Genomic DNA, 11,867 nt, shown 5'->3' with positions numbered 1-11,867 from the left:
CGATTTTCAACTCCCGCTCCTGCGGTTAATCCGTGGAGACCAGATAATTCCAAAAGACCGATCTGTCGCTTGCCAGACCAATGCAAAGCTCGATACAGAGCTTATCGGGAACCCGTCTCTTCAAGATCTTCCCGTTGTTCATGGGAAATTTCAGCGATCCTTGCTCCACCAGGAGCAGAACGCGGTTGCGCGAGAGACCAAGCCCTTTTGCAAGGACCTTATCCAGACGAACCTGGACGTGATCCGAATTCAGGATTGTCAGCGCCACTTTGCAGGCATCTGCACAATCACCGGCAACCATTCGTCGTTTCAGGCTGAAATCAGCGTCCCCCTTGCCTCCACCTCTCCCAGTGGTGTTGCAGGCGAAGCTGAACGCCACTCCCTCATCGTTCCGCTGCAGGGCTTCCATGAGTTCTGCCGATAGGCTGCTCACGGCTCGACGTTCAAAAATGGCCCTGTTCCATCTGCTTCCACAATCATCACAACGATAGATTAACCAGGCGTCAAGCTGGCTTCCATTCGCGTTCAACCGGAATTTGCCAGTCGAACCAAAAGGTTTCACAAATCCGCATCGTTGGCAGGGACGCTTTATTCTAGGTGTCTGAGAACGGACAACGGACCATTCCATGTTCAATATAGACGACATTCCGTGGGTCTTCCTCGCACGGGAAGTCCGTCACAGGCAGTCGGGACGGCCGGACAGCGTCAGCTATCGGCACTCAGTCTGGCTGGAAGCTTTTTCGAAATGTATGCAGTGAACCGAAACAGGATCAGATGCGCATGGCCAAGCCACACCGGCCCCGATCCGCCGCCAGGACGAACAAAGTTCATGACGCATTCGAGCGAATGCATGGCGGGATCGATGACCGGTCAGAGTGTTGGCAAAACAAACGTCCAAATTGAAACAGATGAGTCTCGATAACGCTTACGAAAATGACAAGCAAGCTCAACTTGGAGTTTCGACGGGACGTCGTTCGAATTGTGCTCAGGTGTTGCGCGCCTGCAAAGCCAGAGCGACCAATGCAGGCCTCAGTTCGGACGGATCTTGCAATGGATCTGCAAACCAGAGACGTTCAACCTTATCTCCAGCCACAAGATCAACGCCTTCGGGATCCAGACAGGCAAGCCGCCAATTGGCCTCTCCGGCCTTCAGCAAATTCTGCGCGTAAAGTTTCACCGCATCCCTATGGTCTGCGTTCATATGCGCAACCGCTCCGGCTTCCATTGAAGACCAGTCACCAGGCGAACTTACTGTTGCCAACAAGTCCTCTGTCTCCAATTCAAAAGCCTTGCCAAAGCCTCCATTCAGGCTTGCCCTGGAGAGCTCCAACCTGAAAAAGGAAAAGTCTCCGAAATCGACATAAAGTTCGGCTTTGGGATGACGAGAGAGGTAACGGTTGCGCAACCGCTCATGATCTGAACTTCCTCTCGATATCTTCACTGCCTTGCAGAAAAGAGAAATTCTCGGATGAGCGAGCGGATCGCCTTTCCCAGGTTCACCCAACAACAGCGAACATGAAGGGTTCTCCAGAATTGCCGCTGTGTGTCCGGACAATGTACTTGTGAGGATGACAGGCGCACCATCCAAATCGGTCGCCACTGCAACCCGACTGGCAAGTGGATGCCGCGTTGCGGCTTCGAGCACCGCCAAAGCACCAAACCTCGCGGTTCTGATCAATTCCTTGGCCAATCTTCTGGCTTGATCATCCGTCGGCCGGATTACTGATTTCGGTTCTTTTTCCAGGCTCACGGCCCCTCCAAGTTCTGTTTTCTGTCGGCGCAGACAAGTTGCATTCCACGGTTTTCGCCTTCACCCGAATTCTGAACGTCAGATGAACAGACATCTCAGAACCGGTTCAGGGCGCCTATGCGATTGTCTCACCATCAGATACGGCGCCAATCGAGAACAGCGCCTGCCTTTGGAGAAAACCAATGAAGACCATGAGCAAACGTCTTGTTGCCGCCGCCCTCACGGGCGCCCTTCTTTTGCCGACCTTCGCGGCTGCTGAAGCCGGCTCGCGCAACGGTTGGCGTGACCACCGTGGCGGCCACCACCATAACCAGAGACACAATAATCGAAATCATAACCGACACAAAAACAATGATAATCTCGGCGCGGCTGTCGCGGCAGGTGTCATCGGCCTCGCTGCAGGAGCAATTCTGCTGGGAGCGACCCGCCAGCCGGCCTACGCAGGCCCGCCGCCGGTAAATCACTATCCGCCGGCTCCTTATCCTGGTCGCGTCAACACCGCCATCGGTTATCAGCCGTGGAGCCCAGCCTGGTACCAGTACTGCTCTTCGAAATACCGGTCGTTCAACCCGTCGACCGGTACCTATACCACCTACCAGGGTGAACAGCGTTTCTGCCAATAAGCTTGCGCCCGCCTGGTGGTACTGAAGAACTCGTGGCAACAAACGACCGACCGGCCGAACCGGTCACCCGTTTGTTGTCATTCTTTTCAGAAGAGTCGTGCCCCAAGGGAACTGAACAGCTTCGTTGGAACAGTGCAACCAGGGGTGTTTCGTTCAATCTGCCTGTTTGAATCAATCCGCCATGGTTTCTATTGAAGCGAAGCCTTCCGGCGCAGCACCGAAATCGAACGGCGTGTCGACCACAATGACCTTGTCGGGATAAAAACCATTGAACCTTGTACGAAGCGACAAGCTGTAGGCACCGATATGGCCAATCTCGATCCAGTCTCCCGTGTCGACAGTCTCTGGTAGCCAGAAAGGCCTGGAAAGAATATCGACGCTGTCGCAGGTTGCGCCGCAGACCTTGAAGGGAACAATCTTGTCGGGCTGACCAGCCCGTGTTTTGCGAGCCGGGTCCGGAATGAAACGAGCCGGCAGCGTGATCTTTCCGGTCCAACTGTCGGAAAGAGACGCCCAGATGCCATCATTGATGTAAAGGCGCCGCCCCTTCTTCAACAGCACTCTGACAATGAGAGAGATCGATCGGGCCACAATCACTCTGCCTGGCTCGGCGACAAGAGGCAGGTCATCGAATTGCCAATCAGCGATATCGGCTTTCAACTGCCCCATCAATTCCACGAGCGAGGGCATCTCAGGTGCCTTGCGGCGCGGATCGTGACCATAAACGGCCGGAAACCCTCCCCCGACATCAAGCTCCACAACGGGAACACCAGCACGTGACCTGATCCAATCGGCTGAAGCCAGCGCTCGCTCATAGGTCTCCGGTTCTTCGATCTGGCTTCCAACGTGGAAACACAATCCGCATTTGAACCCAATACGGTCGATCCGTTGCAGCAACTCAACGGCGTGACCTGGAGCCGCGCCAAACTTCTTCGACAACTCGTAAGCAGCATGCCCCTTGGTGGCGATACGAACGAAGAGTGTGATCGTCCCAGGATCTATATCAAGGGCCCTAACCACACGCAGGATCTTCGCGACTTCGTCTTCGTGGTCGAGTGAAAGGGTTCGAATACCGTAGGTTTCCAACGCTAGCCGAATGTCTGACTGCGCCTTGATAGGATGCATGTAAAGCATCTCAGCCTTTGGCGCAGCCTCTTTCACCGCGGCGAACTCTGCAGGCGATGCGACATCGAAACAACTGATCCCGGCCTTTGCCAATGCCTCAAGGACAAATGGCTCGCCATTCGTCTTGACCGCGTAAGCCGTCTTGCCGGGGAAGAGCGACTGGAATTGCTGTGCGTCATGCCTCAGCACGTCCGGCCGGAAACAATACACAGGCTGATCGGGACGAAGATCCAAGGCGGCGTCAATAGCTGTTTTATAACGTTCCATCAGTCCTTCCGGCGTTAGAAGTCATCGAATAGAAAGGAACAAGCTTGAGGCTGATTTGCAAGCCGGGATTGGGTTATTGGCAGATAATGTAATTACAGCTCTTGCCGTGGCATCCGATATCGAGATGGAAGTGAGACTTGTGATTTGGGTCTGCATCGGGGCCGAGTACGGTGGTAAACCTTTTACAGGCAGCCTTGTGTATGGCGGACAGGAAGCTTCCGCTCTGCGTGTTGCGCGCCCAATCCTTTTCAACTGAAATCTCGGTACCGTCACTTAATCGGAAGGCCACAATATCAATGGCTTTGCCAAGCGCATGTTCGGAAAGCTTTCCATCTGGAAGATTGTTTCGTCGGCGACACTGGTAACCAGGGCCTGTTAGAAACTCGGACACTGGTTTCCCGAACTGTGCTTGTGCAATGGGCAAGACATCTTCAATCACCCACGCAGTAAGTGACGTCGCAAAACCACATGATAGCGTGGCTTTCATCGGGAAGGTCACTTCGGCATCCTCGCCACGGAACCCAGAAAGGTTGACAGGTACGGTGATCCCACAGTCCTCATCAGCTTGATCCCCTTGCATGGGAGCAAGTTGTTCAAATGTAGCACCCGGAATATCGCAAGTTGCCGGTGTGGAGGATTCGAGCGCAGAAGCTTTCCTGCCACCGTCGTCCGGCCCTTCCAAAAACTCTTCCGGAAGAGTTTCTGGTTTGATCGCCGGCACATCAACCCCCTCGATGAATCGCGAAGTACCGAGGCCTGGAAGCGGCTTTTCCTGTGGCAATGGAGGATTTGCGTAAACATCTAAAGACGGCAGGCAACACAACGCGAGAGAAGTACAAATCGACACGACGTTTAAGTGCATTCCCAACTCCGCACATTGTACTTGCCAGCTACCCTCATGATTGATCAACGTTTGTCCTGCGTCTATGGTTGCATGACCCAAAAAGTGAATGGTTCCCGATGACTTTAGAACTCTTTTTCGCCTATGTGATTGCCACATTGATCGTCCTCGCCATCCCGGGTCCGACGATCATGCTTGTTGTCAGCTATGCATTGACCCAGGGACGCAAGTCTGCGGTTGCCAGCGTATTGGGTGTTGGCTTGGGGGACGCGACAGCAGCAGCTGCGTCGCTGATGGGTCTCGGTGCCATTCTGGCGACATCTGCAACAGCATTCACCCTGCTCAAATGGGTAGGGGCGATCTACCTGGTCTGGCTTGGTCTGAAGATGTGGAGAAGCCGGCCAACTGCACTTGGGCCGCATCAGGTTGCCGATGTTCCCCCCAGAAAAATATTTTGGCATGCATATGTGGTCACAGCGCTCAATCCAAAAGGCATTGTTTTCTTTATGGCTTTCCTGCCACACTTCATCGCACCTCAGGCCCCAGTTGTCCCGCAGCTCGCACTTCTGGGAACAACCTTCGTCGCGTTGGGTGTTTTGAATGCTGCTGTTTACGCCTATGCAGCAGCAGCCCTTGGTCAAAAGCTGAGAAGTCCTTCCCTGCTTAGACTGGTAAACAAGGTGGGCGGCGCATTCCTGATCTCCGCTGCTGCGATGACGGCAACATTGCAGAGATCTGCGAACTGAAAAAAATCAGCGGCTTGATGCGAAGGGAATGTTCTTTTTCGACCGCACGGCTTCCGCTTCGGTTTTTTCTTCTTCGGTTTTCAAACCGAAATTAGCACCGGATTGCTTCAAGGTTTCAAGTGATCTGCGGGCGCCATCTTCACTTAGCGCTGCATATCGCTGGATGGCAGCATTCAGCTCCAATCCGCCAATGCGCAACCGCCTGGCCCTCATCGTGAGAATATCCTTGTAAGCTTCGGCTGTAACGCCGTTCGCCTTGCAAAGGATTATCAAGGGCTTGTCGCTTGAGCTGAACAAGAGCTGGGATACTGCACTGGGCGGCAGATTGCTTACCTTGGCAAGCAACATCCCCAGCTCCGCTGTTCGATCCGAACGGGCGAACAAGGTCACGGCATCATCGATTTTGGTCTTCTTGCTGACCACGTCACGGATCAATGCGTTGGATTGTTCACGAGCCTCTTCAAGCTTGTGCGCACGAGCGGCCACTTCGGTAGCAGCACGTTCAGCCAGGAGCTGAACAAGCGTGCTGTCGGCACCGAGTGCACTCACCCTTTCTTTCAACTCTTCTGTCAAGAAAGGCAGCAAGGCATGAGCAGCTGCGTCAGGCAAGTCGGTGCGGTTGATCAAGGCAGCCTGGATTGCTTCACTCGATCGGGCTTTTTCCACCAATTTCAGGAAGGATGCATCAGCGAACTCTGCACCCTGGTTTTCAGCGACTTTACTTAAAACCGCCGTATCCCCCCGATCCACCAAGACAGTGGTAACTGCCATATCGACGGTTTCACGCCCGGCAATTGCCCCCAGATGCTCCATCGACGCGGAACATGCTATCTCGACTAGGTCTTCTGAGGTGAGTGCAGGTGAGTTTTCCAGAACAGGGCCGGCAACCGGAAATTCATCCTGTGCCAGCTTCACCATCAGTTCACGAGGAGCATCTTTCTCCTTGCAAACTCGTTTGGACAGTATGATCCTGGTTTCTTCCTCCAGCTGTCCGAGAACTTTGAGAACGATGTCGCCAAATAGCAGGCTGATCTGCTCGTCACGGTCGTCACCGGAGTTCACGAACAGGTCCGTCAGCATACTGACCAGGCTTTTGCGCCCTCCAGCACTTGTGTCCCTCGCCAGATCAGCAAGTTTTGCAAGATTGATCATCGACACTCCGGCGCGACAGTCGCGTAAGCCTCGACATTATCAGCAGGCCCTTAACATTAAGCTACCGTTGATCGCCGGATAACCTGGAGAAACGGCCTGCAGCAGGAAGGCCGCCCGACAAATAATTCGACGCGCCAAATAATTCCTTGCAACCCTCGATCGTGCCTCCAGGACAAATTAGTTCTGTTTTTTTCGCAAAAGGCAGTGAACGTTTCCAATCAAGGCTTTACTTAATGCTTCCTCAACAAACACAACCCTGGAATGCAATTCTCCGCTGCGCTGCAGCATCTTTTTTGCTTCGCTTCGGCATTATGCTGACTTAGTATCAGCCCGTCAGAAAGAGGTAATCGGGAGCGGACATATGACACTTGTACGGAACCTGAACATGATTGCCTTCCTAGCAGCCTTTGCGTTTTTGGCTGCAATTGTAGTTGGTGCAATCTGAACCAAACGGCAAGAAATCAAAGAAAACGAGCTGCGCCGAGCAGACAGCAGGACAATTCAACAAACAATTTTAGATCCCCGGCGTAGTCGGCTGCACCAGAAGGTGCAGCCGCCAAAGACGCTGCGCTGATTCCAGAATTGATCGCCGTACAGGTGTCGAAGGGGAGAAATAGCGCCTCAACTTACTGAAGACTGGGCAATTGCCGCTGCCGTCCAAACACAACCAAAAATTTTACTCCGTAGGAAGCCAGTTGCATTCCGCAATTTCAAACACTGGTATATTAGGTCCCAACACAGGTTCCGCTCATGCGGCCAACTCTATCGTTTGAGCCAATGCTGCGTCACGGTTTTCTGGATCGATCATTAATTGATCTGCCGCGATCATCGTCACATCGGAGATGCCGATAAAGCCAAGAATATGCTTCAGGTAGTTTCCGGCAAAGTCGATCTCTGATCCTATTTTGGTTCCACCAGAGGCAATGATGACATACGCCTTTTTACCCTGAAGCAGACCGACCGGTCCGTTCTCAGTGTACTGGAACGTCTCTCTTGCTCGCGCGACCATATCAACCCAGGCTTTTAGCGTAGCCGGAATAGAGAAGTTGTAAACAGGCGTCCCAATTACGATTGTGTCTGCCTCCTTCAATTCCCCAACAAGCGTATCGGACAGAGCAAGCACCATTTTTTGTTCTGCGCTCCGTGCAGCAGGATCTGTAAAAGTCGCGCCGATCCACTCTTCATTCAGGAAGGGTACCCCTTGGGAAACATCGCGAATAATGACTTTTGCGTCTGGTGATTTTGCCAGCAAACGTGTCACGAAAGTCTGCCCAAGGTCACGCGTCACTGAACCGGCGGTACGTGCTGAGGCATTGATATGCAGAATTGATTTCAACGGTGACGACATCTTGATCTCCAAAGTTTCAAACCCGGCATCGGTGTTTGTTCATTTTTTGGAGATAGTTTTGATATTATCGGATAACTAGCATTGAAATAGTGAACAGTATGTCAAGTTAACGCACAATGCCTTTTGGAGAGTTCAAGCCCCCCACCTTATTCCCGACAGAAGCTTGTAGAGGCCAGCCAGCGCCAACGCCCCCACAACGGTATTGATCACCTTGCCTTTAACGCTGGAGGTTCCTTTTCGCAGATCACGCAGAAAGTGCATGTCCTTCTGCGCTTCGATGGTGTTCTCGATATCAACACCGAGCGCTTTGAGCACTTCTTGGGCAGCCTCCCGGCCGCCTTCTTTGCCACCTTCGCAGGCAATTTCCCACATCTGATCTTCGTTCACTGCACGCCTCCTGCGTAGCCCTGTTTGATTTCGTCGTACCATCGGCCGCACCGCACCACGCGGGCATTGGCGCGGCCAAGTGCCTGGTCTGTCCGGATCAAGGCAACATCCAGTGGCTCCCCGATCCGAACGCTGGACGCTTCTTTCCGCCGGCAGTCTTCCGGATAACCCGGCAACTCTTTCGAGGCTTCCGCCTGCGCCGAGAGTGCGGCGGCAGTTCGCAACCGCTCGTCATTGGTTGCGCAAGCGCTCAAAAAGATCAGGCTGCAAAGTGCAGCCATCCCCAACGGTCGAAACATAGTGGTCCAACTCCTGTGCTGCGGCTTCCGCTTCCGCGTTGGCCTGATCGATAAGGGAGAGGAAACGCCGATTTGCCCGTTCCGTGACAACCTTCCGGCGTTTCAGTTCTTCAAGCTGCACCCGGGCTGCGGTCAATTCCGCGTCGGCCACATACTCGACAACGGCCCGGCGAACCGCGCTCGACTTGTCGACCTTGTGCCAAACAAAAAAGCCGCCCAGAACGGCGGCAATGGCGAGGGCAGCACACGCGGCGCGGCTTTGGAGTATCCAGGCGATCACCGGCATTCCTGCAGCCCTTCCAGGCATAGCGAATGCTCGGCCGCCCGGCGGTTTACAAGTCCCCGGATCGTCCGGCCGCCTGCCTTGTTAAACCACTTGGCTGCGTTACAAGCCCCGCGCACATCCCCGGCGTCGAGACGCTTGCGCGCTGTCGACCGGCAAAAGCCCCCTACCCCGATGTTATAGGTGAGACTGACGAACGCGACATAGGACTTTGCGGGAATGGCATCCGGCCGCATGAGGCACTTTCTCATTCCGGCTTCATGCCGCTGCAACGCGGCCAATAGCATTGCGTCACACTCGGCCTTTGTGTGCTTGTCCCCAAGCTTGACGCCGAGCGTTTCGCCTTAACAGACGGTTGGAACGCCTACAACGTCCCGGTATGCCGTCAAGCGCAGACCTTCCCAGGCACCGACCAGCGCAATCGCAACCGCACCAATGCCGCCGGCAAGGCGGGTTTTACGTCCCATCGTTCATATTCCTTTGTGCGAGAAGTCGGGCCACGAACGCGGCCGACACTGTGAGCGCCGACAGGGCAGCGAGTAAGCCCGGCGCAATGAAGTCACCCAGGAAGGGCAGCGCTACTTCCGCGCCAGAGAGCAGTGCAGCAAGCAGCATAAGGCGCACGCTCCAAGCCCTTTGCAGGACTGCGCGCCAGTCTGAAACCAGTTTCATTGGAGTGCCTTTCAGGCATAAAATAACCGCCTCAAGGGCGGTGTGTGTTTCGGTCGGTTTGGCCGAGTTTATTCAGACGTAGGCGGAACCCATTCCGGAATGACCCCACCGGAGTTTCGCCAGGCCTGCGCTGCCTGGATTACCTTGATGCTCCACCCGAAGTTTTCACCTGGCCGCAAGCCGGTTTCGAGTGTTTCCGTGTACCCATTTGCGTGTTGCACATCATAGGAGCACGCGCCGACGATCTTGGACATATCGGTTAGAGTGTGGTCGGTTTCGTGGCTTGGAAAGAAGCCATGGAAATTGGTGATGACGGTTGTCTTGACGTTGATTTCGGTCATTCCTTTTCCTCACGCGACACGCTGATAGATGGCGACAGCACCGGCTTGCCCTCGGCATCGCCACGTGCCCGATAGGCCGGATGATCTGTTACCGTCCGAACTGTCGGCATAGCCCGTTGACGCTGTGTGCAAATAGCAGGCTCGTGAAGCGTTTCTGTTGATCCCGGCGGGTGCAGATGCCCAGATGATGTGCCCAATTGGAAAGTTGGTTTCGTTTACACTTGAGCCGTCGTAGACCATCCCAACCTTATGAAACCCACCGTCGTTCTCTTCTGCGACGAGAGCGTTGGCACTGTCATCCCATCCAAAGTACCTGTCCGTATTGCTGTTCGCGTCTCGGAAAATCAGCCAGTTATCACCGGCCCCGGCACGGCCAAGATAAATATGGTTGTTCGACAGAAGCTGCCCGGTTGCCGTGAGGTTGCCACTTATCGTTCCGCTGATATCAGACCGCAGAAGCTGGCCCGACGTCAGACCGCCGACGGTCCCGGCGTCGTAGCTGGTTGAACCCTGCGGCCCTTCTGGCCCCGTGGCCCCCACCGGCCCCACGTCGCCCTTGGCCGCCAGCAAGCCCCAATCATCCGGCGATATGCTCGGGTTTTGACCGATATTCACCCGCAATGAGATATAGGATGATCCGTTATAGGTGACCGTTTCGTCAGAATTGTAAGTTTCGCCCGAAGTCCAGACACCGCGATAGCTCAACCCGGGGTCACCCTGCGGGCCTTGCGGACCTTCCGCACCCGTCGGCCCCTGCGCACCAGTATCGCCTTTCGGGCCTTGGATGCCTTCCGGGCCTTGCACACCCTGCGGCCCTTCCGGTCCCTGAATGCCTTGCAAACCCTGCAGGCCGCGTTCGCCTTTGGCGGTGACAATGTCCCATTCTGCCGCAGCATCTTCCGGGGTGACGCCGGTATGAGCCGCCACGCAGATGAAGTAAGACCCGTCATGGCTGACCGTATCCCGTTCAACGTAAGCGGTTGCCACGTTCCACGTTCCACGGTGGTTCAGCCCGACAGGACCGGCCGGGCCTTGAATGCCCTGCGGCCCCTGCAAACCCTGCGGCCCGCGCCCGAAGTTGACGCCCGTCGACCAGGCGCCGACCGCGTTGGAGAGCTTCCAATAAACAATCCCGGCCTCGGTATCGAGAAAGGACGTGTCTTTGGGTTCAGCGTCATAGGCCGCACGGTCGGCGGTCAAGCCGGTGTAATCCGGGTCAAATGACTTGCCAATCGGCCCCTCTGGCCCCTGCGGACCCTGCGGCCCAATCGGACCTTGTGAGCCAGTCGGACCGGATGGCCCTTCAGGACCGCGCGGGCCTTCCGGACCTTGATAGCCGGTTGGGCCTCGCGGACCTTCATAGCCGAGCGGGCCGCGTTCCCCCTGTGGCCCCTGCGGACCTGCAGGGCCTTGCGGACCGGCCGGACCCGTGGGGCCTTGGTTGCCGACCGGGCCTTTCGGCCCTTGCGCGCCTGGCAGTGAGGCGATTTCAAGAACCTGCTGCAGCGTCGGCAGGTCCTGATTGTCGGCCGCATCAAGCGCGTTGATCATCCGCCGGCCTTTCAGGTCAAAGCCGCCGTTGACCTCGATCAGCGCCCGAGTGGCGACCGACTGCATGTTGATCGCCGTCCGGTCCATGGCGCGTTCCATGACCGCCGGGTCAATCTCACCACCCGCCAGGCTGTAAGGCTGATCGTATTTGCTCACCAGCAAAACCGTCAGCGTTTCCCCTGCCTGCAATGCGCTGGCGTCAAAGTGCACGGTACCGGTGCCGAAGTTGCCGCCGGTAAAGTGCCAGTTGCCCGGGCTTTGCTGATACTGCCAAACGGTAATCACGCCGGTTGCAGTCCGGTGCGATACCTGCAGGTTGTTTTGATCGACAAACTGGAAAGGCAAGTCGACACGATCCGTCACGCCGTCGCCCGTGATCTGGGCGCGGCCTTCGGTCAAGGCTGCTACTGTCATGGAGTTCCCTGTAAAAATTGAGATCAGAAATTGAGCCACGGTCACATTGGCGGCTCGAAAGGGCTCTC

At 55.4% G+C, this 11,867-nt stretch carries 15 protein-coding genes; 2 read left to right on the top strand and 13 right to left on the bottom strand.

Going from position 1 to position 11,867, the window contains the following annotated elements; all coding sequences use genetic code 11:
* Positions 1 to 25: 25 nt before the first annotated feature.
* Entirely contained in the window at positions 26 to 628 is a 603-nt protein-coding gene (locus FIV03_RS14640; protein WP_286202308.1) for a DUF1062 domain-containing protein, read from the bottom strand.
* A gap of 357 nt (positions 629 to 985) precedes the next feature.
* The gene (locus FIV03_RS14635) at positions 986 to 1,750 is read right to left on the bottom strand and encodes a DUF2470 domain-containing protein (RefSeq protein ID WP_152510067.1); all 765 of its coding nucleotides are present in this window, start codon (positions 1,748 to 1,750) and stop codon (positions 986 to 988) included.
* A gap of 182 nt (positions 1,751 to 1,932) precedes the next feature.
* On the opposite strand from FIV03_RS14635, the gene FIV03_RS14630 reads away from it, so the two are divergent.
* Complete coding sequence (locus tag FIV03_RS14630) at positions 1,933 to 2,373, top strand: BA14K family protein (RefSeq protein ID WP_152510066.1); 441 nt, start codon at positions 1,933 to 1,935, stop codon at positions 2,371 to 2,373.
* A gap of 171 nt (positions 2,374 to 2,544) precedes the next feature.
* Here FIV03_RS14630 and FIV03_RS14625 read toward each other — a convergent pair whose 3' ends face one another.
* Positions 2,545 to 3,765 carry an alanine racemase gene (locus FIV03_RS14625; RefSeq protein ID WP_152510065.1) on the bottom strand — a complete coding sequence of 407 codons (1,221 nt, stop codon included), beginning with the start codon at positions 3,763 to 3,765 and terminating at the stop codon, positions 2,545 to 2,547.
* Positions 3,766 to 3,838: 73 nt separating this feature from the next.
* Entirely contained in the window at positions 3,839 to 4,627 is a 789-nt protein-coding gene (locus FIV03_RS14620; RefSeq protein WP_173013851.1) for an extensin family protein, read from the bottom strand.
* Positions 4,628 to 4,725: 98 nt separating this feature from the next.
* On the opposite strand from FIV03_RS14620, the gene FIV03_RS14615 reads away from it, so the two are divergent.
* On the top strand, positions 4,726 to 5,352 hold the full coding sequence (locus FIV03_RS14615; RefSeq protein ID WP_152510063.1) for a LysE family translocator: 627 nt from the start codon (positions 4,726 to 4,728) through the stop codon (positions 5,350 to 5,352).
* 6 nt (positions 5,353 to 5,358) lie between these two features.
* Here the strand turns inward: FIV03_RS14615 and FIV03_RS14610 are convergent, their stop codons facing one another.
* The 9 genes from FIV03_RS14610 to FIV03_RS31865 form a co-directional block, all read right to left on the bottom strand.
* A complete protein-coding gene (locus FIV03_RS14610; protein ID WP_152510062.1) occupies positions 5,359 to 6,504 on the bottom strand; it encodes a DUF2336 domain-containing protein in 1,146 nt (381 codons plus the stop codon).
* Between the two features lie 748 nt (positions 6,505 to 7,252).
* Positions 7,253 to 7,852, bottom strand: a complete 600-nt coding sequence (locus FIV03_RS14605; protein WP_152510061.1) for an NAD(P)H-dependent oxidoreductase — start codon at positions 7,850 to 7,852, stop codon at positions 7,253 to 7,255.
* A gap of 132 nt (positions 7,853 to 7,984) precedes the next feature.
* Complete coding sequence (locus FIV03_RS14600; protein ID WP_152510060.1) at positions 7,985 to 8,239, bottom strand: hypothetical protein; 255 nt, start codon at positions 8,237 to 8,239, stop codon at positions 7,985 to 7,987.
* Positions 8,236 to 8,463 (bottom strand): hypothetical protein, encoded by a 228-nt coding sequence (locus FIV03_RS14595; protein WP_286202193.1) that lies wholly within the window; start codon positions 8,461 to 8,463, stop codon positions 8,236 to 8,238. The genes FIV03_RS14600 and FIV03_RS14595 overlap by 4 nt, the downstream gene beginning before the upstream one ends.
* A 7-nt stretch (positions 8,464 to 8,470) precedes the next feature.
* The gene (locus tag FIV03_RS14590) at positions 8,471 to 8,824 is read right to left on the bottom strand and encodes a hypothetical protein (protein ID WP_152510059.1); all 354 of its coding nucleotides are present in this window, start codon (positions 8,822 to 8,824) and stop codon (positions 8,471 to 8,473) included.
* Positions 8,815 to 9,108, bottom strand: coding sequence for a glycoside hydrolase family protein (locus FIV03_RS31875; RefSeq protein ID WP_286202192.1), 294 nt, complete (start codon positions 9,106 to 9,108; stop codon positions 8,815 to 8,817). Before FIV03_RS31875 ends, FIV03_RS14590 begins: the two co-directional genes overlap by 10 nt.
* 57 nt (positions 9,109 to 9,165) lie before the next feature.
* Positions 9,166 to 9,288, bottom strand: a complete 123-nt coding sequence (locus FIV03_RS31870; RefSeq protein WP_286202191.1) for a hypothetical protein — start codon at positions 9,286 to 9,288, stop codon at positions 9,166 to 9,168.
* Positions 9,289 to 9,561: 273 nt separating this feature from the next.
* Positions 9,562 to 9,834 carry a hypothetical protein gene (locus FIV03_RS14575; RefSeq protein ID WP_152510057.1) on the bottom strand — a complete coding sequence of 91 codons (273 nt, stop codon included), beginning with the start codon at positions 9,832 to 9,834 and terminating at the stop codon, positions 9,562 to 9,564.
* A gap of 9 nt (positions 9,835 to 9,843) precedes the next feature.
* Positions 9,844 to 11,799: a hypothetical protein gene (locus FIV03_RS31865; RefSeq protein ID WP_152510056.1), complete on the bottom strand. Its 1,956-nt coding sequence runs from the start codon at positions 11,797 to 11,799 to the stop codon at positions 9,844 to 9,846.
* Positions 11,800 to 11,867 lie beyond the last annotated feature (68 nt).

Origin of the sequence: Labrenzia sp. THAF187b, assembly GCF_009363375.1 — a bacterium.
GTDB lineage: Bacteria > Pseudomonadota > Alphaproteobacteria > Rhizobiales > Stappiaceae > Roseibium > Roseibium algicola.
This window is presented reverse-complemented; position numbering and strand designations above follow the sequence as displayed.

Bases quoted from the DNA above. Each gene is read 5' to 3' on its own strand.
- FIV03_RS14640 (WP_286202308.1), bottom strand. From the start codon at position 628: ATGGAATGGTCCGTTGTCCGTTCTCAGACACCTAGAATAAAGCGTCCC.
- FIV03_RS14630 (WP_152510066.1), top strand. From the start codon at position 1,933: ATGAAGACCATGAGCAAACGTCTTGTTGCCGCCGCCCTCACGGGCGCC.
- FIV03_RS14625 (WP_152510065.1), bottom strand. From the start codon at position 3,765: ATGGAACGTTATAAAACAGCTATTGACGCCGCCTTGGATCTTCGTCCC.
- FIV03_RS14620 (WP_173013851.1), bottom strand. From the start codon at position 4,627: ATGCACTTAAACGTCGTGTCGATTTGTACTTCTCTCGCGTTGTGTTGC.
- FIV03_RS14615 (WP_152510063.1), top strand. From the start codon at position 4,726: ATGACTTTAGAACTCTTTTTCGCCTATGTGATTGCCACATTGATCGTC.
- FIV03_RS14610 (WP_152510062.1), bottom strand. From the start codon at position 6,504: ATGATCAATCTTGCAAAACTTGCTGATCTGGCGAGGGACACAAGTGCT.
- FIV03_RS14605 (WP_152510061.1), bottom strand. From the start codon at position 7,852: ATGTCGTCACCGTTGAAATCAATTCTGCATATCAATGCCTCAGCACGT.
- FIV03_RS14590 (WP_152510059.1), bottom strand. From the start codon at position 8,824: ATGCCGGTGATCGCCTGGATACTCCAAAGCCGCGCCGCGTGTGCTGCC.
- FIV03_RS31875 (WP_286202192.1), bottom strand. From the start codon at position 9,108: ATGCTATTGGCCGCGTTGCAGCGGCATGAAGCCGGAATGAGAAAGTGC.
- FIV03_RS31870 (WP_286202191.1), bottom strand. From the start codon at position 9,288: ATGGGACGTAAAACCCGCCTTGCCGGCGGCATTGGTGCGGTTGCGATT.
- FIV03_RS14575 (WP_152510057.1), bottom strand. From the start codon at position 9,834: ATGACCGAAATCAACGTCAAGACAACCGTCATCACCAATTTCCATGGC.
- FIV03_RS31865 (WP_152510056.1), bottom strand. From the start codon at position 11,799: ATGACAGTAGCAGCCTTGACCGAAGGCCGCGCCCAGATCACGGGCGAC.